The 21579-nt window shown below is 60.7% G+C and carries 22 protein-coding genes, 2 tRNA genes and 1 pseudogene; 20 read left to right on the top strand and 5 right to left on the bottom strand.

All coding sequences use genetic code 11. The features are described 5' to 3' along the window. Positions 1–57: 57 nt before the first annotated feature. The 4 genes from argJ (at position 58) to HK26_RS12440 (ending at position 5437) form a co-directional block, all read left to right on the top strand. A complete protein-coding gene (gene argJ / locus HK26_RS12455) occupies positions 58–1305 on the top strand; it encodes a bifunctional glutamate N-acetyltransferase/amino-acid acetyltransferase ArgJ (protein WP_086640058.1) in 1248 nt (415 codons plus the stop codon). A gap of 56 nt (positions 1306–1361) precedes the next feature. Further along, entirely contained in the window at positions 1362–2024 is a 663-nt protein-coding gene (locus tag HK26_RS12450; protein WP_086640057.1) for an RDD family protein, read from the top strand. Positions 2025–2159: 135 nt separating this feature from the next. Continuing rightward, positions 2160–4673 (top strand): mechanosensitive ion channel domain-containing protein, encoded by a 2514-nt coding sequence (locus HK26_RS12445; protein ID WP_086640056.1) that lies wholly within the window; start codon positions 2160–2162, stop codon positions 4671–4673. Between the two features lie 11 nt (positions 4674–4684). Beyond that, positions 4685–5437 carry a 2OG-Fe dioxygenase family protein gene (locus tag HK26_RS12440; RefSeq protein WP_086640055.1) on the top strand — a complete coding sequence of 251 codons (753 nt, stop codon included), beginning with the start codon at positions 4685–4687 and terminating at the stop codon, positions 5435–5437. A gap of 63 nt (positions 5438–5500) precedes the next feature. Here the strand turns inward: HK26_RS12440 and HK26_RS12435 are convergent, their stop codons facing one another. Beyond that, positions 5501–5923 carry a hypothetical protein gene (locus HK26_RS12435; protein WP_180539553.1) on the bottom strand — a complete coding sequence of 141 codons (423 nt, stop codon included), beginning with the start codon at positions 5921–5923 and terminating at the stop codon, positions 5501–5503. Between the two features lie 96 nt (positions 5924–6019). Here HK26_RS12435 and HK26_RS12430 point away from each other — a divergent pair, with 96 nt between their 5' ends. Beyond that, on the top strand, positions 6020–6433 hold the full coding sequence (locus HK26_RS12430; RefSeq protein WP_143296362.1) for a hypothetical protein: 414 nt from the start codon (positions 6020–6022) through the stop codon (positions 6431–6433). A 79-nt stretch (positions 6434–6512) separates the two neighbouring features. On the opposite strand, the gene HK26_RS12425 is transcribed toward HK26_RS12430, so the two are convergent. Together HK26_RS12425 and HK26_RS13945 are read right to left on the bottom strand one after the other, a co-directional pair. Beyond that, a complete protein-coding gene (locus tag HK26_RS12425) occupies positions 6513–7439 on the bottom strand; it encodes a DnaJ C-terminal domain-containing protein (RefSeq protein ID WP_086640052.1) in 927 nt (308 codons plus the stop codon). Next, positions 7436–7567 carry a hypothetical protein gene (locus tag HK26_RS13945; RefSeq protein ID WP_257641001.1) on the bottom strand — a complete coding sequence of 44 codons (132 nt, stop codon included), beginning with the start codon at positions 7565–7567 and terminating at the stop codon, positions 7436–7438. Before HK26_RS13945 ends, HK26_RS12425 begins: the two co-directional genes overlap by 4 nt. Before the next feature lie 296 nt (positions 7568–7863). Here HK26_RS13945 and HK26_RS12420 point away from each other — a divergent pair, with 296 nt between their 5' ends. From HK26_RS12420 to HK26_RS12395, 6 genes are all read left to right on the top strand, one after another. Beyond that, the gene (locus HK26_RS12420; RefSeq protein ID WP_086640051.1) at positions 7864–8154 is read left to right on the top strand and encodes an accessory factor UbiK family protein; all 291 of its coding nucleotides are present in this window, start codon (positions 7864–7866) and stop codon (positions 8152–8154) included. A 63-nt stretch (positions 8155–8217) separates the two neighbouring features. Beyond that, positions 8218–8718, top strand: a complete 501-nt coding sequence (locus tag HK26_RS12415; RefSeq protein WP_025826869.1) for a type III secretion system chaperone family protein — start codon at positions 8218–8220, stop codon at positions 8716–8718. A gap of 1 nt (position 8719) precedes the next feature. Continuing rightward, positions 8720–9541 carry a pyrroline-5-carboxylate reductase gene (gene proC / locus HK26_RS12410; protein WP_086640050.1) on the top strand — a complete coding sequence of 274 codons (822 nt, stop codon included), beginning with the start codon at positions 8720–8722 and terminating at the stop codon, positions 9539–9541. Between the two features lie 74 nt (positions 9542–9615). Next, positions 9616–10275, top strand: coding sequence for a TetR family transcriptional regulator (locus HK26_RS12405; RefSeq protein ID WP_086640049.1), 660 nt, complete (start codon positions 9616–9618; stop codon positions 10273–10275). Between the two features lie 69 nt (positions 10276–10344). Beyond that, positions 10345–10419: transfer RNA gene (locus tag HK26_RS12400), tRNA-Gln, on the top strand. Between the two features lie 239 nt (positions 10420–10658). After that, complete coding sequence (locus HK26_RS12395; protein WP_086640048.1) at positions 10659–11900, top strand: MFS transporter; 1242 nt, start codon at positions 10659–10661, stop codon at positions 11898–11900. A gap of 88 nt (positions 11901–11988) precedes the next feature. Here the strand turns inward: HK26_RS12395 and HK26_RS12390 are convergent, their stop codons facing one another. Beyond that, positions 11989–12258, bottom strand: a complete 270-nt coding sequence (locus tag HK26_RS12390) for an HU family DNA-binding protein (protein WP_025826862.1) — start codon at positions 12256–12258, stop codon at positions 11989–11991. Positions 12259–13010: 752 nt separating this feature from the next. Continuing rightward, positions 13011–13085 (bottom strand) — tRNA-Gly (locus HK26_RS12385). Between the two features lie 179 nt (positions 13086–13264). Between HK26_RS12385 and HK26_RS12380 the strand changes: the two genes are divergently transcribed. The 9 genes and pseudogenes from HK26_RS12380 to ubiM all read left to right on the top strand — a co-directional run bounded on the left by HK26_RS12380 (position 13265) and on the right by ubiM (position 21578). Next, on the top strand, positions 13265–15328 hold the full coding sequence (locus HK26_RS12380) for an NAD(+) synthase (RefSeq protein ID WP_257641000.1): 2064 nt from the start codon (positions 13265–13267) through the stop codon (positions 15326–15328). A 59-nt stretch (positions 15329–15387) separates the two neighbouring features. Beyond that, complete coding sequence (gene hisB, locus HK26_RS12375) at positions 15388–15984, top strand: imidazoleglycerol-phosphate dehydratase HisB (RefSeq protein ID WP_025826860.1); 597 nt, start codon at positions 15388–15390, stop codon at positions 15982–15984. Between the two features lie 138 nt (positions 15985–16122). Further along, a complete protein-coding gene (gene hisH / locus HK26_RS12370; protein ID WP_086640046.1) occupies positions 16123–16779 on the top strand; it encodes an imidazole glycerol phosphate synthase subunit HisH in 657 nt (218 codons plus the stop codon). Then, positions 16779–18118: pseudogene (gene hisA / locus HK26_RS14025) on the top strand (1-(5-phosphoribosyl)-5-[(5-phosphoribosylamino)methylideneamino]imidazole-4-carboxamide isomerase). The gene hisH and the pseudogene hisA overlap by 1 nt, the downstream one beginning before the upstream one ends. Beyond that, positions 18112–18903, top strand: coding sequence for an imidazole glycerol phosphate synthase subunit HisF (gene hisF / locus HK26_RS12360; RefSeq protein ID WP_086640045.1), 792 nt, complete (start codon positions 18112–18114; stop codon positions 18901–18903). Before hisA ends, hisF begins: the two are co-directional and overlap by 7 nt. Further along, positions 18896–19378, top strand: a complete 483-nt coding sequence (locus HK26_RS12355; protein WP_086640044.1) for a phosphoribosyl-ATP diphosphatase — start codon at positions 18896–18898, stop codon at positions 19376–19378. Before hisF ends, HK26_RS12355 begins: the two co-directional genes overlap by 8 nt. 6 nt (positions 19379–19384) lie before the next feature. After that, complete coding sequence (locus tag HK26_RS12350) at positions 19385–19759, top strand: histidine triad nucleotide-binding protein (RefSeq protein WP_086640043.1); 375 nt, start codon at positions 19385–19387, stop codon at positions 19757–19759. Positions 19760–19797: 38 nt separating this feature from the next. After that, positions 19798–20379: a nitroreductase family protein gene (locus HK26_RS12345; protein WP_086640042.1), complete on the top strand. Its 582-nt coding sequence runs from the start codon at positions 19798–19800 to the stop codon at positions 20377–20379. 5 nt (positions 20380–20384) lie between these two features. Continuing rightward, on the top strand, positions 20385–21578 hold the full coding sequence (gene ubiM, locus HK26_RS12340; protein WP_086640041.1) for a 5-demethoxyubiquinol-8 5-hydroxylase UbiM: 1194 nt from the start codon (positions 20385–20387) through the stop codon (positions 21576–21578). The last annotated feature ends 1 nt before the right edge of the window (position 21579 follow it).

The raw sequence follows: 21579 nt of genomic DNA, 5'->3' as shown, positions 1-21579 counted from the left end.
GCGTGCCAGGCCCTGCCTGAGCACGCGGGACTGATAATTTGCCAAGGATACCGCCAGATGGCGCAGCCTCTCCCCGTTTCTCCCCTTGCCCGGCCAATGCCTGAGCTTGGCGTTGTCCGTGGGGTAAGGCTTGGCGCCGCTGCGGCAGGCATCCGCTACAAAGGCCGGACCGATCTGGTTCTGGCCGAATTCACACCCGGCACCACGGTTGCCGGTGTGTTTACCCAGTCCAAATGCCCCGGCGCACCTGTGGACTGGTGCCGTGCCGTGCTGCCTACCGGGCAGGCACGTGCTCTGGTGGTCAATGCTGGTAACGCCAATGTGTTCACCGGCCGCGCAGGTCGGCAGACATGTGCCGCAACCGCGCAGGCCGCAGCCGAAGTAGCAGGCTGCACACCGGAAGAAGTTTATCTGGCCTCCACCGGGGTCATTGGCGAAATTCTGCCCGTCGAGCGCATTACCACCGCCCTGCCCGCCCTGCATGCAGCCCTGTCCGACACAGGGTGGGACGCAGCCGCACGCGGGATCATGACCACGGACACCTTCCCCAAGGCAGCCATTCGCAAAACGCGGATCAACGGCACGGACGTGGTTATTCAGGGTATTGCCAAAGGCAGCGGCATGATTGCGCCAGACATGGCCACCATGCTGTCCTTTGTTGCAACAGATGCCGCCCTGCCTGCCGCTGTCCTGCAAACCCTGCTGCGGGTTGGGGTTAAAACCACCTTCAACTGCATTACGGTTGATTCCGACACCTCCACTTCCGACATGGTGCTGCTGTTTGCCACCGGGGCTGCGGGCAATGCCCCTGTGGCCGACACGGTGGACGCCCTGACCGACCCGGCTCTGGCGGAATTCAAAACAGCACTGGACGACCTGCTGCGTGAACTGGCCCTGCTGGTCATCCGCGATGGTGAGGGGGCGACCAAGCTCATGACCATTACGGTCAGTGGTGCTGTCTCGGACGAGTCCGCATGGCGTGTGGCCATGGCCATTGGCAACTCCCCGCTGGTTAAAACCGCCATTGCGGGGGAAGACGCCAACTGGGGCCGCGTGGTCATGGCTGTGGGCAAATGTGGCGAACCGGCCGACAGGGATACGCTGAGCGTGTCCATTGGCGGTGTGTGCATTGCCCGCAACGGCACCGTAACCGAAGGGTATGATGAAACCCCGGTTGTCGCCCACATGAAGGGGCAGGACATTGATATTGCCGTGGATCTGGGGCTGGGCAACGGCACAGCCCGCGCATGGAGCTGTGACCTGACGCATGGCTATATCGACATCAACGGCTCATACCGTAGCTGAGTGTTCCGTTTTTTACGGATGACCTGCCTGTTTGCGGCACATCAGGGAACCTGACCATGTCCAGCATTACGCCTCCGCCCGGCTGGGGCGCGGCCCCCCAGCCCTCCGTGGATGGTTCCACCCCGTCATGGGGTGCGCCACAACACCAGCCCGATGTCTGGGTTTATGCGGGCTTCTGGTGGCGTGTGTGGGCTTTTTTGATTGATGGGATCATCCTGACCACGGTCGAGGGTGTTCTCAGCCTGTTTTTTGGCCCCAAGATCAATGTGGACTGGGAGGAACTGCCCATTCCCGATGGCTCAGGTCAGACGGTGGACGTGGTCAACATCGCCGCCACATCGCTCCCACAGGCGCACCCTGTTTCCATTCTGGTGCCACACCTGCATGCGGGGTCGGACTGGCATACCTTCGGCATTGTGCTCAGCCTGCTGCCCATGCTGTATTTTGTGCTGTTCGAGGCCTCCTCATTCCGGGCAACGCCGGGCAAGCGGCTGTTCCGGATGGAAGTTGTCTCGCTCACCGGGGAGCGTATCTCGCACCTGCGCGCACTGCTCCGGTTTGTTATCAAGGCGTTTTTGTCCTTCCCGCTCTTTTATATCGGGGTGTTGATGGTCGCCTTTACCCAGCGCAAGCAGGGCCTGCATGACATGATTGCAGGCACATTGGTGCTGCGCCACACAAAACCGACCCAGATTGTGCCGTTTACCCCCCACGACTGACCCCTTACCCCTGCCCGAATAACAGTTGAACCGGCTGGTGGTCTTGATACCGCCTGATTTGGCTCCTACCCTGAGGCCAACATCAGGCGCGTAGCGCAAAACCCCCAGAGCGTTCAGCAAAGGACATGGCAGGTCATGACAGCACACAGCCGGGACCGGTATTTTTTATTTTCCTGGATATGCAAAAGCTGTTGTGTGCTCTTGCTCGGGCTGGGGCTCTTACTCCCACAAAGCTCCGCTTTTGCCGATGCGCAGACCAGCGCACCTGCGGGAGGGCTAAGCCAGCAGGACGCCCAGCAGCTCCTGAATGTGCTCAATGACCCGCAAAAGCGTGCGGAGTTTACAAAAACCCTCTCGCTCATGGCCAAGGGGCTGCCCGGTGCGTCCACCGCGCCCAAGGCTGCCGCAACCACTGCGGCAGCACCTGCGGTCATAGATAATTCCGTTCATTCCGAACTGGATGATCTGGGCAATACCGCCACAGAATACGTGAACAACTTTACCAGCCTGTTCAAGGACCTGGGGTCTGTTGCATCGTGGTTCCGCCACGAGGTGCAGAACCCCCAGTCCCGCAAGTCTTTGCTGGATTCCTTTGGCCGTGCGCTGCTGATCATCGCACTGGCACTGGTTGCGGAGCGTGCCGCCAGCATTGGCCTGCGCAGACCCCTGACTGCCGTAAAAAAGCTGGCTGAAGCCCGCGAGGCGCGGCAGACCGCAAACCAGCTCCAGGACACGCTCCCCCAGCCAAGCACGGACGTGGACGTAGATGCGGAGGCCGCCACCAACCCCGACACGACCCAAACGCGTGAAAAAGACCAACGCCGCGGGAACGAGGTGCTGCGCTACCTTGTGCGGATTCCGTATAATCTCATGCACTTCCTGCTCAAGCTGCTGCCTGTGGGGGTGTGCCTGCTGCTTGGCTACCTTGGCGCGGAATTCCTGACATCCACCGAGCAGGCGCGTACGGTGGCACTCACACTAGTCAATGCCTACGCCATAGCCCGTGGCCTGTATCTGGTTATTGAGACCGTGCTGGTCCCCCGCTCCCCCGCCATCCGTCTGGTGCCCATGCCAGATGATACCGCCAGACTGCTGACCCGGTGGTGGAACGTGCTGGTGGCCGCCCCCTCCATTGTGATCTGCCTGTCCATCCTTGGTCGCGAGTTTGACCTGGATACACGGGGAGTGGAGGCCATGATGCGCGGCGTGGTGCTGATTGAGCACCTGCTGATTGCCGCCTTTATCTGGCGTATCCGCCATATTGTGGCCCGTGCGCTCCAGCCCTCGCCCGGCATGCGCAAAAATGCTCTGGGAGCGTTTGCAGGCTCGCTGGCCAAGCTGTGGTGGGTGCCTATCATCTTTCTGGACTTGGCGCTGTGGTTTGTGTGGGCAGCCCATCTGAAGGGCGGCTACCAGTGGATCCTGCATGGCACGCTGCTGACCTTTTTGTGCCTGATTGTCTCCCGCGTGCTGGCACTGCTGGTTTATGGCTTGCAGGACCACCTGTTCCGCGTCGGGCCGGAGTTGCAGGCCCAGTACCCCGACCTGCAAAAACGGGCGGATTTTTACTATCCGTTCGTACGCAAGATCATGACAATCGCCATTATCCTGACCACCGCAATCTGCATTGCGCAAAGCTGGAGCATTCCCACCTTTGACTTTTTCCTCCACTCAGCCCTTGGTCTGCGGCTGGTTGGGGCTGCGGCCTGCCTGCTGGTGGGCATGACCATTGCCGCTGTCGCGTGGGAGACGGTCAACAGTATTCTGAACAAGCAGATCTCGCGCTATTCCGCCAGCGCGCAGGAGGCACGGGCGGCACGCCTGCGCACGGTGCTGCCCATTATCCGCACCGTGCTGCTGACTGTCATCATCATCTTTGTGGCGGTGACCACCCTCTCCCAGATCGGGATCAATGTTACGCCGCTGCTTACGGGTGCTGGTATTTTGGGCGTTGGTCTGTCCTTTGGGTCGCAAAGCCTTGTCAAGGACGTGATCACCGGCTTTTTCATGCTGGCGGAAGACGCCATTCAGGTGGGGGACTGGGTTACAACCGGGGGCATTGCCGGTACGGTTGAGCATCTTTCCATCCGTACCCTGCGTGTGCGCTCGTTTGATGGTGACCTGCACATCATTCCCTTCTCCTCCGTAACCTCCATTGCCAATACCGCACGTGGCTTTAACCAGATTATCGTGCGCCAGACGCTGGACCTGAGCGAAGACACGGGCAAAGTGGTCAAGATCATGCAAAAGACCATTGCCGACATGCGCAAGGAAGACGCCTTCCGCGCCATGATCTTCTCGGACTACACCGATCTGGGCGTGGACAGTTCCGATGGTAACGGCGCAGTGCTGGTCGGGATCATCAAAACCGCTCCGATGATGAAGTGGAAGGTCCAGCGCGAGTTCTACCGCCGTATCGCTCTGAGCATGGCCGCAGCCGGGGTCAAGTTCTACACCCCCACCAGCTACTCCACCACGCCCCCCGGCGTGCCCCTGCACATGGCGCTTGATGCCATGCCCACCCTCCCCCAGACAGAGGCGGAGACAAAAACCGAGGCAGATGCCACGGCACAGCCCAGCGCGCCACCTGCCCAGCCCACCTCCGCTCCCAACCGGCCGCAGGCACCACCGCCTCCGTCCCACGCATAAGAGACACCGCCATGGTCGAGCCTATTTTTGCATCCCCGCTTGCAGACACCATTATTCAGGACGTGGAAAAACCACTGGAGGAGGAGGGCTTTGCCTTCCTTCAGGCCCAGTCCATGCAGCGTGTTCTGGAATGTGCCGGTCTGCTCGGGTGGGACGCATTTGCCGCAAGCTGGAACGATCTGGGCGTGGACCGCTACATGGCCGATGGCGGGCGTTACCGGCGCAGGCGTTACGCCACGTTCTCGCTTACGGATGGGACCATAACCCGCAAACCCCACCAACCCCACTACCAGAGCCGGGACTACAATACTCTTAACGGTGGTGTAGAACGCTGGTTTAAACCCGTTCTGCCCACCATTGGCGAACACCCGGCCCTCATGGCCATACTCCGTCTGGCCCTGCGCGTGATTACGGACATGACCCCACCCGAACGCAGGCCGCGCTCATGGCATACGGAGGTGCACCAGTTCCGTATTGAGGCCCGCCCGGACGCAGCAGGCTGCCCCACGCCAGAAGGGCTGCACCGTGATGGCGTGGACTGGGTTTTTGTGGTGATGGTCCGGCGCGAAAACGTGGCACGGGGGGAGACATCCATCCACGATCTCAACCACAAGCAGGTTGGCAGCTTTACCCTGACCAACCCGATGGATACGGCCATTGTCAATGACAACAGGGTGTACCACGGCGTAACCCCCGTACAGCCCGTAGACCCGGACCGCCCCGCTTACCGCGACGTTCTGGTCGTGACCCTCCGCCACGAATAGGCACCGCACCACCGGGCCATACATCCACCGGCAACGCGCAAAGGGGCCACAGCCGGTAGTACTTTAATACCCGGCGACAGAAATAGCGTGCAGTCCCAGCACCACAAAGCAGATGACAAAGACCATGGCCCCGGCCATCTGCGAAAATTCCTTGAACGACATACTCTCCTCCCGCGCGGGAGGGGCCACGGGGTGCTGGACCGGAGCAGGGCTGTCCGCACGGGTGGCAGGCAATACGTGCACCGGCTCGGCCAGTGCCTGATGCGTCTGTGTCTGCACCGCAGCCGTAGTGGATGCGTCGTGTGCAGGGGTTTCCTCCACACCTGCGGCAGGCTGTGCCTGCGCGGGCTGCCCTTCGTGCATGGGAGCAGTTGCGTCAACACGGTCTTGTGTCTGGTGCTCACTCATAATGCTCTCCTCCACGCGGTTATCATGCAGCCCCATAAAGGGTACTGGTTTTTTGGTCCTGTCATGGGTGTTCGTCAAGCACCCGGGGTATCTGCTCCACGCAGGCAGCACTGGACGGGGCACTACCAAACGCGCCACATGGGGCGGAGCCAAATTTTTGTCACGGAAGCTGATATGAAACACGTTCTTCTTTTTTCCGCCATGCTGGGGCTGGCTGCAGCCCCAGCATTTGCCGCACCACAGACGCATGCCCCGGCAAACGCTCCAGCAAAGGCAGAAACCACTTACCCCACGGCCAGCTTTATGGGCACATGGAGCGTACGGGCTGAGGTGCCGCCCTTTACGGTAGCCGCCAACAAGGCCATGGGACCTGCCGCGCGGCTTTTGGTCAATGTGCCCGAAGTCTTTGCCGCAACCATTGGCGAAAGCCGCTTCAGCCTTGCCAGAAAAAGCGGGAACTCCTGGTCTGGCACCCAGCATGACACAACCCTGACCATGACGCTGGTCTCTGCCAATGCAGGGCAGATTGTCATTACCAACACAAACGGACACAAGGTGGACGTCCCCCTCTACCGTAACGACCCCTGAGCCACCTGTTCCACTTGGCCCGGCCCCCCGCATCCGCCCCCTACCAAGTGTAAGGGGTGGGCGCAGGGTGGTGGGGCTGTCAGGCGCCCACAGCTTCCTGTGGTGTCCAGTCCTTGAGAAAAGCCTCCAGAGCCGGGTCGGCCTTGCCCACCTTGACCTCCAGCCGGACGTAAAGGTTCCCTGCCTCCTTACTGCCGTGCGCCTGCACACCTTTGCCGCGCAGGCGCAATACGGTGCCTGTATCCGAGCCTGCGGGTACATTCATTTTAACCGTACCAGTGGGCGTGGGCACCATAATGGGGCCGCCCAGCACTGCTGTTTTCAGGTCTACCGGCAATGTTTCACGCAGGTCGGAGCCTTCACGCGTAAAGGTGGCGTCTGGCAGAACGGTTACCGTAATCAGCGCATCCCCTGCGGGGCCACCCTGCACACCGGGCATACCCTTGCCGCGCAGGCGCAGGACCTTACCGTCCTCCATCCCCGGTGGAATGCGCACATCCAGCGTGGCACCGTCTGGCAGATTAACGCGTGAGGTTGCCCCGTTCACCGCGTCCAGAAAACTGACATTGAGCGCAAAAGAGCGGTCGGCCCCTTTGCGCGGGCCAGCACGGCGCGCCCGTGCGCCACCGCCGAACATGCCGCCAAACAGGTCGTTCAGGTCTTCTTCCTGAAAGCCACCCATGCCAGCGCCGCCGGGGCGGAAGCCGCCACCAAAACCACCGCCGAAGCCACCGGCACCACCGCCAAACCCCCCACCGCCAAAACCGGGGTGGCGTTCCTGCCCGGAGGCATCAATTTCCCCCCGGTCAAAGCGCGCGCGCTTGTCTGCATCGGACAGAAGGTCATTGGCCTGATTAAGGGCCTTGAACTCCTCCTCGGCCTTTTTATCGCCGGGGTTGAGGTCGGGATGATATTTTTTGGCCAGCTTGCGATACGCCTTGCGGATGTCATCCTGACTGGCGGTTTTGGCAATGCCTAATACTGAATACGGATCGCGCTCACTCATGCTGCCGTCCCTTCCCCCATCGTGTTACCCCCATCTGGCAGCGCCGCGCACCACCCACACCCAGCCATAACCCCGACATGGGCGTTCAGGCGGAGTGGGCCAAAACCCTCCGCCAAGACTGTCGTCATTATAATGCTGTTCTCCATATATACCGCATCTGCCCGCCCGAACCATGGTCACGCGAGACATCGTTTTTTCAACATATTTGTATAGATAATGGGAACGAGACCCCAAGCGGTCAATGGAGCGTGCGCGAAAGCCACATGTGCGCCATGCGGATAAACCGGACCGCAAAAATGGAAACCGGGTCATGGCCTCTGTCCGTGCGGGCCTTTATTCTTTATAAAGTCGGAACCATACGCGCGCCAGGCCAGAGAGCAACCGGCTGCTAGGCGTTCATAACGGATTGATTGGAGACCCCCGCATGGCTGACAAACCGCGCTTTTTTGATGATCTTGCAGGTGTTGCCGGAGGTGCCGTGTCCGCACTGACAGGTGTGCGCGAGGAAATGAACGCCATTGTCCGCAGCCGGGTGGACGAGGTGCTGACCAGCCTGCAGGTTGTCCGCCGCGAGGAATTTGAGGTCATGCGCGAACTGGCGGCACAGGCCCGCATCGGGCAGGAAGAAGCCGCACGCCGCGTAGCCGCACTGGAAGCACGGGTGGACGCGCTGGAACAGCACCTGACCAGTGCGCGCACAGGCAGCGCGCACTAAGGCTGCCGCACCCATTCCTTGCGTCCCGTTTTTGTTTTTGACCGCAGGCACGGGAGTCATGCCATGCCAGCCCTGACAACCGGCTCCACCACCCCCCCCACCAACCCGCTGGACCTGATGGAACAGGTCATTGTCGGGCATGGGTGGACTTTTGACCGCTGCACCCCGACCGAAATGGCGGCCGAAGCCCCGGCCAGATGGTGCGACTACGGACTGTTTTTTTCGTGGTCGGCCGAGCTGGGCACCATCCTGTTCACCTGCGCCTTTGACCTGCGCGTAAGCCCGGATATGCGTCTGGCCCTGTACGAGCTGATCGGGCTTGCCAACGAGCAGGTGTGGGTTGGCCACTTCAGTGTGGATACGGAGGATGGTGTGCTGCTCTTCCGCCACGCCCTGCTGCTGCGGGGGACGGAAACCGCCACCGATATTTTTGAAGACATGATCGACATTGCCCTGACCGAGTGCGAACGCTTTTACCCGGCCCTGCGCTTTTTCCTGACCGGCGGGCTGAGTGCTGCGGACGCGCTGGCCTCGGCCATGCTGGACTGCCATGGAGAGGCATAACATGAGCGAGCATTTTACCCTTCCCTCCATCCTGCTTGTCGGGTGCGGCAAAATGGGTGGCGCCATGCTCGAAGGCTGGCTCCGCGCGGGGCTTGCCCCGTCCGTTATTATTGACCGGCACATAACGGAGCTGCCCGCCCCCCATCAGGTGGTGCGCTCCATACAGGACGTTCCTGCGGGTTTTACCCCTGACGTGGTGATTGTTGCCGTCAAACCCCAAAAGGCGGACCCGGTGCTGGCCGAACTGGCCCAGCGTTTTGGGCAGGCCACACTGCTCTCCGTCATGGCGGGGCGTACCATTGCCAGCCTGCATGCGACCTGCGTGCAGGCTAATCCGCAGGCCAACCCGCTGATTATCCGCTCCATGCCCAACACACCCTGCGCGCTGGGCGCGGGCATGAGCGGACTATACGCCCCCCCCAACGCTACCGCCGAACAGAAAGCCCATTGCGACGCCCTGCTCCAAGCAGTGGGAGAAACCGTGTGGGTGGAGGAGGAAGGGCTGATCGACTCCGTTGCCGCCATTTCCGGCAGTGGTCCGGCCTATGTTTTTCTGCTGGCCGAACTGCTGGAAAAAGCAGGGGTGGAACAGGGGCTCCCCCCCGAGGTTGCCCGCAAGCTGGCCCGTGGCACCCTGTACGGTGCTGGCTGCATGCTGCACACCCTGCCAACCGATGCCGATGAGTTGCGCCGCAACGTCACCAGCCCCGGCGGCACCACGGCAGAGGCACTCAAGATCATGATGGCCCCGCAGGCGTGGCCTGCCACAACCTCCGCCGCCATTGCCGCAGCCGTGCACCGCGCCAAGGAGCTGGCCAGCTAGGTTATGCCTTGAGTTCCCACGTTTTTTAATACCACTCCGCCCACTCCTTACCGCTCATCCGACAGGTCTTTGATATGGATAATGACGATTTTGACACAGCCCTTGTCTCGGCTGCCCTGACACTGGCACAGGATCGGGGCTGGAGTTCCGTAACCGTGCTGGCAGCCGCCCGTCAGGCGGGGCTGGCCCTGCCCGAGGCACGGCGGCGTTTTCCGCTCAAGGCCAGTATCCTGCTCCGCCTTGGCCGCATGGCCGATGATGTGGCGCTGGCGGACGACATGATCTGCGGTGATGTGCGTGAACGCCTGTTTGACCTGCTCATGCGCAGGCTGGATGTGTTCCAGCAGTACCGTGGAGGATTACAGTCCGTTTTCCGTACCCTGCCCATGGACCCTGCACTGACCATACTGCTCGGGGGGGCTACGGTGGAGAGCATGCGCTGGGTCGCCGATGCGGCAGGTGTCAACACCACTGGCGTTGTCGGCTTTGTGCGGGTGAACATGCTGGTGGCGGTGTGGACCCACACCCTGCGCGTATGGGAAAAAGACGAGAGCCCGGACATGGGCAGCACCATGGCCGCCCTTGATCTGGCGCTGGACAAGGCCGGGCGGTTTGGCCTGTTCCCTACCGGGGCGGACACAAACACAAACCAGAGCGGGCTGGCTGATCTGGAAGATGTAACGGACATGGATACCGCTTTTGCCAGCACGACAATATCGGCCCCACACGCCTAATTTTGCAACAAGCGGCCTTTACGACCAGCCCCTGTTCGGCTTAAAAGAGGCACAGGCAGTTCAGGCCATTGGGGCGTAGCCAAGCGGTAAGGCAGCGGATTTTGATTCCGCCATGCGGAGGTTCGAATCCTCCCGCCCCAGCCAGAGCCTGTTTTTCTCCCATTCCCTCATGACAGCAGGTCCATCTACCCCAGCATGATCATGGGAGGGAAAGCTGTTTTTTCCGTCCGATCCATACTCCATGGCATGGCGGCAGCAGGCAGGGTTTCTGGTCCATACGGTGTTTTGATTGGCGTTATGGCTGGTCGCCGCGTGTTCTTGCCCGCACGGATGGAGCCTCTCTGTCCGTATTTTTCTGTTTTGGATAAAACGCAACCATTGCCATGACCGATCCCTCCGCCCCCACTCCCTCCCTCCTGCGTCACCCCGGTCTGGTGGCCGCCATTGGGGCGCGGGCCCTGTCCTCCTTTGCCGGGCAGGTGCAGGCCGTGGCCGTGGGCTGGCAGATTTATGCGCTCACCCACAGTGCAGCAGCGCTGGGGTTTGTGGGGCTGGCGCAGTTCCTGCCCATGATGGCGTGCATCTTCCCCGCAGGGCATGCGGCTGACCAGTACAACCGCCAGCGGATTGTTGTTATCTGCCAGAGCATTGCCATGCTGGCGGCGGCGTTCATGGCCTATGCCTCTTTTACACACCAGTTGAGTGCGGGCATGATTTATGGGCTGGTGGCCATATTTGGCGCCTGCAAAGCGTTTGAAATGCCCGCCCAGCAGACTTTTCTGCCCTCCATTGTCCCTCCCGCCCTGTTCCCGCGCGCGACCGCTCTCTCCTCCTCGCTGTTTCAGGCTGCAAGCATTGCCGGGCCATCCCTTGGGGGGCTGCTGTACGGTCTGGGGGCCGGGGTCTGCTATTCCCTGTGTGGGGTCAGCTTTGCCATTGCCGCGCTGGCCACGTGGTCCATGGTTATGACCAGTCCGGTACGCCCGCGCCAGAAGGCCACATTGGCGGCTGTTTTTGGCGGCATTGCCTTTTTGCGGCGCAAACCCACCATGCTTGGGGCAATCTCGCTTGACCTGTTTGCCGTGCTGCTTGGTGGCGCCACAGCCATGCTGCCAATGTTTGCAACCGACATTCTGCATGCCGGCCCATGGGGGCTGGGCCTTTTGCGGGCCGCCCCCGCAGTGGGAGCCCTGCTTATTGCGGCCATTCTGGCCCGCCATCCGCTTGGTCGCCATGCCGGCCGGTGGATGTTTGCCTCCGTGGCCGTTTTTGGGGTTGCCACCATTCTGTTCGGTCTGTCCCGCTCCATTGGCGCATCCGTGCTGATGCTGGCTATTCTGGGTGGGGCGGATGTGATTAGCGTGATGGTGCGCGGCGCACTGGTGCAGCTTGGCACACCGGATGAAATGCGTGGCCGGGTCTCTGCCGTGAACATGCTGTTCATCGGGTCATCCAACCAGTTGGGCGAGTTTGAAAGCGGTATGCTGGCAGCCGTTATGGGGCCGGTGGCCGCTGTTGTGCTGGGGGGCATTGGCACGCTGGTCATAACCGGGGTGTGGATGGGTCTGTTCCCCGGCCTGCGTAAACTGGACAGGCTGGAAGATATTACAACCGATACGCTCTAGCCTGCCCGCCATAAAAAAAGCCGCACCATAGCCATGGTGCGGCCCTGCCTGCCCCCTGCCCGAAAAAAGCAGGGGAAGCAGATGTACCTCAGACAGCTTTTTTAAGATTAGGGCTGGCTTTAAAGCGGACAGTCTTGCCAGCCTTGACCTTGACCGGCTCACCCGTGCGCGGGTTAAGGGCCTTGCGCGCCTTGGTCTTACGCACCGTAAACGTACCGAAGGACGGCAGGGTAAACCCACCTTCACGCTTGAGTTCGACCACAATGGCGTCAATAAGGTCATTCGCAGCCTGATTGGCGGCAACCCCTGTGCAGTTGATTGAATCCTGAATCACTGCGGCAATAAAGGCCTTGCTCATAGAGTTACTGGCTCCCCTTCAGACAAAATTTTATACATGACAATTATTGAACCGATATGCCTAAAAGGCTTTAACGGCTTGTAGTCATATTTTTTAAAAATCACCAACATAAAAAAATTATCTTTTTCGATTCCTTACGATGGGAACAGCAAAAACGGAATCTGTGTCATTATGGGCACACTCTACGCCCCCCTGCTCACGCCCTGCTCTGGACCAGGAAGAGGCTCCCTTGCCGCACTCAGGGGCAGACAGCCCGGTTTTGCGGGCTACACCCACGGTATCTGCCCGTAGTGGCTACGCCGGGGCCGGACTATGGAACTGGCTTGGGCAGGGGCATCTGGCCCGTATAGAAACGACGCGTTTTTTAAAAACCAACTATTCCATAATGGCTTTTACCGGAATGCACTGCATGGCCCCGATATGGAGCCGCATGCTGCTGTATTTAATAAGAAAATTCCATCAAGAACATAGGCTTTCAAACACCTTATTAAAGTGAAGCGGTGCCACCAAACCCTGCTCTGCCCCAGTCATGCACAAGCATGGCCAAGTATAATGCTATTCCATATGGAATAATCTGTTACATTTTAAGGTAAATCGCACACTTCCCGCCCATGGTCGCACAGTGCCGTCCACCAGACAAAACAGGTGGAGGACAGGGGTGGACTCTTGTGTGGGAATGGACAAAATAGGCCAGAAACAAAAAATGACCCCGAAGGATCATTTTTAACCGAACCAAATTTTCAAGGAAAATCTGGAGCGGGCGATGGGATTCGAACCCACGACCCCAACCTTGGCAAGGTTGTGCTCTACCCCTGAGCTACGCCCGCATCTGATGGGCTCCTTTTATGAGCACACGCCCGATCGCGCAAGAGGGAAAATGTAAAAAAGGCGCTTTTTTTTCATGCCCCTGCACGCATCTGTCATAAAACAGCACTTTACCAACCCTTGGCGGCCAGTTTGCTCACCTGCTAGACAGAACCATGCACCCCGGCAAGGAAGGAAAGCCGTGACCACGTCCCTATTCCGATCTCTGTACCATCAGGGATTTGTGCGCGTGGCAGCCTGTACCGTGCCTGTCACCCTTGCGGACCCGCAGGCCAACATGGAGCAGATTGTAGCCACCGCCCGCAACTGCGCCAGTCAGGGTGCTGGTCTGTGCGTCTTCCCCGAACTGGGGTTGAGCGGTTATTCCATAGAAGACCTGCTCCAGAACAGCACAGTGCTCCATGCGGTCGAGCGCGCGCTCCTCGCACTGGCTCAGGCCAGCACCGACCTGCTGCCCGTGCTGGTGGTTGGCGCCCCCCTGCGCCACATGAACAGCCTGTATAATTGCGCCGTTGTTCTGCACAGGGGCCGTATTCTGGGCGTAGTGCCAAAAAGCTACCTGCCCAATTACCGTGAATTCTATGAGCGGCGACACTTTGCACCCGGTGCGGCCATACGTGGCCAGAGCCTGCAACTGGGGGGGCTGAGTGTTCCCTTTGGCGTGGACCTGCTTTTTGCCGCCCATGACGTACCCGGTTTTTGCCTTGGGGTAGAAATCTGCGAGGACATGTGGGTGCCCAGCCCGCCCTCCACGGCACAGGCCATGGCGGGGGCTACCGTGCTGGCCAACCTGTCCGCAAGCGATATTACCGTAGGCAAGGCGGAAACCCGCAGCCTGCTCTGCCGCTCCCAGTCCGCACGATGCGTGGCCGCTTACCTGTATGCCGCCGCCGGGGAGGGCGAATCCACCACTGATCTGGCGTGGGATGGCCAGACCGCCATCTTTGAAAACGGCACCCTGCTGGCCAAAAGTGCGCGCTTTCCCCATGGTGCATGTGCGGTCGTGGCCGATGTGGACCTGACCCTTATCCGCCATGAACGGACGCAGATGGGCACCTTTGCAGACTGTGCAAACGTGACCGCCACATCTGCCCAAGCCAACTCCGGCATGTGGCGGTCCATAGGCTTTACGCTGGCCCCACCCATGGCGGACCTTGGGCTCCTGCGCCCACTCCCGCGCTTTCCCTTCGTTCCTGCGGACCCCGCGCGGCTGGAACAGGACTGTTTTGAAGCCTTTACCATTCAGGTCTCGGCCCTTAGCCAGCGGCTGACAAGCTGCAAGGCCAAAACCATGGTCATTGGCGTATCGGGCGGGCTGGACTCCACACACGCCCTGCTGGTGGCCGTGCGTACGGCGGACGAACTGGGCTGGCCACGCAGTGCCGTACGCGGGTACACCATGCCCGGCTTTGGCACCACGGAGCAGACACTGGCCAGCGCAAACGCCCTGATGGAACATCTGGGCATTACGCGCGCCACGCTGGACATCCGCCCCGCAGCAACCCTGATGCTCCAGACACTCGACCACCCCTTTGCCCGGGGCGAGGCCGTGCATGACATTACCTTTGAAAATGTACAGGCCGGGCTGCGCACGGATTTTCTGTTCCGGCTGGCCAACCAGCACAACGGCATTGTCATTGGCACGGGGGACCTGTCCGAGCTGGCTCTGGGGTGGTGCACCTACGGCGTGGGCGACCAGATGGCCCATTACAATGTTAACGCAGGGCTCCCCAAAACCCTGATCCAGCACCTGATCCGCTGGTGCATAGCCTCTGGCCACTTCCCGGCCGATGTCGGCTCCGTGCTGCGCACCGTGCTGGCAACCGAGATATCGCCCGAGTTAATCCCCCAATCCGCAGGGGGCAGCCAGAGCACGCAGGACACCATAGGGCCATACGCCCTGCATGACTTTACTCTTTACTTTATACTCCGCCACGGGTTTGGCCCTGCGCGTATTGCCTTTATGGCCGAACAGGCATGGGCCGATGTGGCGCGCGGCGCATGGCCAGCAGGCTTTATGGAGCATGAACGCACGCGCTATACGCTGGCAGACATCCGCAAATGGCTGCGGGTCTTTTTGTTCCGGTTTTTTACCACCAGCCAGTTCAAGCGCTCGGCCATGCCCAATGGCCCCAAGGTCATGGCGGGGGGCAGCCTTTCTCCCCGTGGGGACTGGCGCGCCCCGGCCGATGGCAACGCCGCACTGTGGCTGAGGGAACTGGACGAACAGGTGCCCCAGACCTGAAAACAGACCAGTGCTGGCGGAATGGCATTGTGCCCGTTCTTGAGCTATAAGCTCTGACCATGACAACACCGCGCCACGCCACAGTTCACCGCGTTACCAGCGAAACCGATATTGCCATTGCCCTGACACTGGACGGGACTGGCAAATCTCGGATTGAGACCGGTATCGGCTTTTTTGACCACATGCTGACCGCTCTGGCCAAGCATGGCCTGTTTGATCTGGACATAACGGTCAAGGGTGACCTGCATATTGATGGGCACCATACGGTAGAGGATACCGGCATTGCGCTGGGGCAGGCCATGCGCACCGCACTGGGTGACAAGCGCGGCGTGCGCCGCTTTGGCTCGGCCCTTGTCCCGCTGGACGAAGCCCTGTGCGAGGCCGTGGTGGACCTGTCTGGCCGACCGTTCCTGACCTTTGACGCCACGTTTGACCGCGACCGCCTTGGCACGCTGGACACGGAACTGGTGGAAGAATTTTTTCGGGCGTTTGCCATGTCGGCCATGCTCACCTTGCACCTGAACCAAAGAGCAGGCAAAAACTGCCACCATATTGCCGAAGCCGCGTTCAAGGCCCTTGCCCGCGCCCTGCGCATGGCGGTAGAGCCAGACCCGCGCGCGCTGGGGGCCATTCCTTCGACCAAAGGTGTGCTATAAACCCGCTGGCCGCGCAGATGATCCAGCCATGCCCACCACGGGCATGGCGGCAGACCAGACAGACAACCAGCCCTGCTTTTTTGCCCCGATGCGGGTCAATGGCAGGGTTTTCCGCAGGATCAGAATCAGGAGGGTTTTATGGCCCAGCCTCTCTCCATTGCCGTTGTTGACTATGAAGGGGGCAATCTGGCCTCCGCCGCCCGCGCGGCCATGCGCGCGGCCGAGCTTGCCGGCATTGCCGCTACAGCAATCATTACCAACGAACCCGCAGAAGTCCGGCGTGCGGACCGCATTATCCTGCCCGGTCAGGGTGCATTTGCCGACTGCGCACAGGGGCTTGAGGCTATTGCCGGGCTCAAGGACGCCATTTTGCAGGCCGTGGCAAAAGGCACGCCTTTTCTGGGTATCTGTGTGGGCATGCAGCTTATGGCCCAGCGCGGGCTTGAGCATGGCGTAACGGAGGGCTTCGGCTGGATTGAGGGCGAAATTGCCCCCATGGACGCCCCCGGCCTGCGCCTGCCCCAGATGGGCTGGAACGAACTGGAGCTCCACAAACCCCACCCGCTTACGCAGGGCTTGGGCCCCGCCCCGCACGGCTATTTTGTCCATTCCTACGCCCTGCGCAACACAACGGATGACGTACTACTTGCCAGTGCGGACTACGGCGGCAGCGTGCCTGCCATAGTGGGGCGCGGCAATGTGGCCGGGACACAGTTCCACGTGGAAAAAAGCCAGACCGTGGGGCTGAAAATCCTTGCAAACTTCCTTGCATGGCAGCCGGAAGAGACACTCTGATGTCGCGCACTGCCCGCGTCCAGCGCATTCTTGCCTTAGAAGAAGATGACCTTCAGGCACTGTGCGAAGCCGTGGATGCCGCCATTCTGGATGGTGGCGGTTTTGGCTGGTTGCAGCCACAGGGGCGGCAGGTTCTGGAGCGCTATTTTAGGGGGCTGCTGCTGGTGCCCGAGCGCATGCTGTTCGCCGTCAGGCTTGACGGGGTTATTGTGGGCGGGGCCCAGCTTATCCGCGCCCCGCGTAATAACGAACTGCAAGCCATGTGCGTCACTCTTGCCCATCTGTTTGTCGCCCCCTATGCGCGCGAGCGCGGACTGGGAGCCGCCTTGTTGCAGGAGGTGGAAAATGCCGCACGCAACATGGGCTTCAGGGTGCTGAACGTTGACGTGCTGCAAACACAGACTGCCGCCATTGCCCTGTTTAAAAAAACCGGGTTCCACATCTGGGGCGAACATCCGTTTTATGCGCGGGTGGGGGACGAACTGGTCTGCGGGCTGTTCCTTACCAAATGTCTGGATGATACCCTGCCCCACCAGCCCGCCAGAACCTGCAACGAACAAGAAGCCACGCACACGTCATGAACACACCCGCATCCCCCCGCCCCCTGACCCTCTACCCCGCCATCGACCTGAAGGACGGGGCCTGCGTACGCCTGCGCCGTGGAGAAATGGACGATGCAACCGTCTATTCCGACAACCCCGGCACACAGGCAGCGGCATGGCAGGATGCGGGCTTTGAGTGGCTGCATGTGGTGGACCTGAACGGTGCCTTTGCCGGTGCTTCAGCCAATACGGACGCAGTCCGTGCCATTCTGGCCGCAGCCCGCGTGCCCGTACAGCTTGGTGGCGGCCTGCGTGACATGAAGGCCATTGCAGCATGGCTGGATGCGGGCATTACCCGCGTTATTCTGGGCTCGGTCGCGGTCAAAAACCCCGCACTGGTGCGCGAGGCATGCCGCACCTTCCCCGGTCGTGTTGTTGCGGGGATTGATGCACGCTCGGGCCATGTCGCCACGGAGGGCTGGGCCGAAGTCTCCGATATGCAGGCAACCGACCTTGCCCTGCGCATGCAGGACGCAGGGGTAAGTGCCATCATCTTTACCGAGATCAGCCGTGACGGCATGCTGGAAGGGCTGGATATTGAGCAGACCGTGGCATTGGCCAACACCGTATCCATTCCCGTTATTGCCAGCGGGGGCGTTGGCGGCATTGACCACCTTGCCGCCCTGCGTCAGGCGGCCAACACCACGCCGGGCATAGAAGGTGTTATTGTTGGCCGCGCGCTGTATGATGGGCGCGTGTCCCCGACCGAAGCCCTGCGAGTACTGAGCGGATGCTGAAGCTACGCGTTATTCCCTGTCTGGACGTCAAGAATGGCCGGGTGGTCAAGGGGGTCAACTTTGTCTCCCTGCGTGATGCGGGCGACCCGGTGGAACAGGCCGCAGTATACGACGCAGCCGGGGCGGATGAGCTGACCTTCCTCGACATTACCGCCAGCCACGAAAACCGGGACACCATTTTAGACGTGGTTGGCAAGACAGCAGAAAAAATCTTTCTGCCCCTGACCGTGGGCGGGGGCGTGCGCACAACAGACGACATGCGCCGCCTGCTGCTGGCAGGGGCAGACAAATGCGCCATGAACTCGGCCGCAGTCACCCGCCCTGAGCTGATTAACGAGGCCGCACGCAAGTTTGGCAGCCAGTGCGTTGTGGTCGCGGTGGATGCCCGCCAGACGGCTCCGGGCAAATGGGAAGTCTTTACTCACGGCGGGCGTACCCCCACAGGCATGGATGCCATAGACTGGTGCAGGCAGGCCGCAGAACGGGGGGCGGGAGAAATCCTGCTGACCTCCATGGACCGTGACGGCACAGGCAGCGGCTTTGATCTGGACCTGCTCCGGGCCGCAACGCAGGCCGTGCGCCTGCCAATTGTGGCTTCCGGCGGTGTTGGCACGCTGGAGCATTTTGTAGAAGGCGCCAAAGCCGGGGCTACCGGGTTGCTGGCCGCCAGTGTTTTCCATTTTGGGCAGTTTACCGTTGCTCAGGTCAAACAGGCCCTGAGCAACGCAGGACTGCCAGTTCGCCCTTCCCCCGCCCCTTTTCAGGTCAGTCAGACGCATGATTAAAAAAGCTCCGTCAAAAGCCACCATCAAGGCCGAGACCAAAACCACCAAGACCAAAAAAACCAAGGCGGCGGAAACCACGCAACACCCTCCTTTATCCACCGAAGCCGACAGCTCGGTTCTGAACCGCCTGTACGATGTGGTGCAGAGCCGCAAGAACGCCGACCCCTCGGTCAGCCATTCGGCCCGCCTGCTCTCACGCGGGACATACAAAATCGCCCAGAAATTTGGCGAAGAAGCCGTAGAATGCCTGATCGAGGCCGTAGCAGGCCGCACCAACCTGCTGGTGGGTGAAAGTGCGGATGTGCTCTACCACCTGATTGTCATGTGGGTGAACGCAGGCATTACACCAGAAGAGGTCTGGGCCGAACTGGCGCGGCGCGAAGGCACCAGCGGCATTGCCGAAAAAGCCTCCCGCCCCAAACCCGCACTGCACACGGCAGATACAACCACGCCAGACACCACAACACAGGACTGAACCACCATGGCTGTGACCGGCAAAGGCCCTTATGATCCGCAGAATATTTTTGCAAAAATTCTGCGTGGAGAAATCCCGTGCAAACCCGTTTTTGAAAACGAATGGGTTCTGGCGTTCAAGGACATCGCACCCAAAGCCCCCGTGCATGTGCTGATTATCCCGAAAAAGCCCTATGTCTCCTTCATGGACTTCAGCAAAAATGCTCCTGCGGAGGAAATTGCCGAGGTCATGCGCTCCGCAGGCCAGATCGCCCACACACTGGGGCTGGAAGAAGACGGATACCGGCTGATCACCAATGCGGGCACAAACTCGGGGCAGGAAGTGCCGCATTTTCACCTGCATCTCATGGGTGGTGGGCCTCTGCCCGCGTTCCCCCAGTAACGCCCGCAACACTCCTTGCCGCAACAAAGGCCCTGACCATGACGCCTATGGACATGCTGCTTACCCGTGCCTCCACCGACCGGTTGCAAGACCCTGCACCTGCGCCCGCTCAGCTCATGGATATACTGGCCACAGCCATGCGTGCCCCCGACCATGGCAGGCTCCAGCCATGGCGTTATGTTGTGATTACAGGGGAGGACCGCCCAGCACTGGCCGAGCGTATTGTGGCCAGCATGGCGCGTGTGGAGCCAGAAGCCCCCGCTGCCAAAATTGAAAAACGGCGCAGCCGGTTCTCCACCATGCCCATGATTATTGCTCTGGGCATGCACCTGCGCCCTGAGCACAAAATCCCGCTCTGGGAGCAGGAAATGTGTGTGGCGGCAGGTGCCATGAATATTCTCAACGCCCTCCACGCAACGGGTTTTGGCGGTGTGTGGGTATCTGGCGCACTGGTTGATGACCCCATTCTGGCGGCCGATCTGGGCCTGTCCCGGCTGGCAGGCTTTTTATTCGTGGGGACGCCCGATGGGGCGCAGCACACCCCAAAACGGGCGGACCCCGCCCTGTTTACCGCACACTGGCACGGCCAGCCCGTAACCTTTGGCGCTGACAAGGACTAACCGCCATGCCCGATCCTGCGCAGACAGATGTTGCCATTATCGGTGGTGGCCCGGTCGGGCTGGCCACGGCCCTGCTTATGGCGCAGGGCGGTCTTTCGGTCACGGTTATGGAGCGCGCGCCGCTCAACACCTGGTCCGAGCCCGGTTTTGACGGGCGGGAAATTGCCCTGACCCACCACTCCGTCCGTCTGCTGGAGCAGGCTGGCGCATGGTCCCACATTCCGCAGGCCGTTATCTGCCCGCTCAAGGAAGCGCGGATTGAAACTGGCAGTTTCCGCCACCCGCTCACGTTTGATACGCGTGGTGAAGGGGTGGATGCGCTGGGCTGGCTGGTCTCCAACAACCAGATTCGCCGCGCGCTGTTTGCTGCCGCGCAGCACATGCCCAACATTACCTTGCAGTCCGATACGGTTGTGCAGACCATCCGGCAGGGGCAGGACTACGCCGCCGTCCACCATAATGGCGGACAGGTGAATGCCAGACTGGTTGTCGGGGCGGATGGGCGTTTTTCCCCCACCCGCCAGCGCGCAGGCATTGGCGCCATTGTCCATGACTTTGGCAGGTCCATGATGGTCTGCCGCATGGCGCATGAATCCCCCCACCATAACGTCGCCCTGCAATGGTTTGATGAGGGGCAGACAATTGCCCTGCTGCCCGTAAACGGGATGGCGTCCTCCCTTGTGCTGACCCTACCGCCGGAGAACATCGCCACACTGGCCCATATGCCGCGAGAGGCTTTTAATGCCGAAGTCATGCGCCGCGTTGGCAACCGGCTGGGTGCCATGCGGCTTGTCAGCACCCGGCATGTGTACCCGCTCAAGGGCGTTTACGCACACAGGTTTACCGCGCGCCGGCTTGCCCTTGTAGGCGATGCAGCGGTCGGCATGCACCCGATTACGGCCCACGGCTTCAACCTCGGCCTTAAAGGGCAGGAAACACTGGTCCAGCACGTTCTGGCCGCTGTAGCCAATGGGGCTGATGCAGGCGCCCCAGCTGCCCTACGCGCCTTTGAGCGCCAGCACCGCAAGGCAACGGCACTCCTGTTTGCGGGCACCAATGGTATTGCCTCGCTTTACACGCATGACGGTCCACCATTCCGCCAGATCCGCGAAGGATGCCTGCGCATGGCCGACAGGTTCTCCCCGTTCAAAAAAGCTGTCACATCCCTGCTGATGGACCGCCAGCCCTCAGCCTCCTGAA

It is taken from the genome of Acetobacter okinawensis (genome assembly GCF_002153655.1).
Lineage (GTDB): Bacteria > Pseudomonadota > Alphaproteobacteria > Acetobacterales > Acetobacteraceae > Acetobacter > Acetobacter okinawensis_A.
The sequence above is the reverse complement of the archived record's forward strand: the minus strand, read 5'-3'. Positions and strand labels throughout refer to the sequence as shown.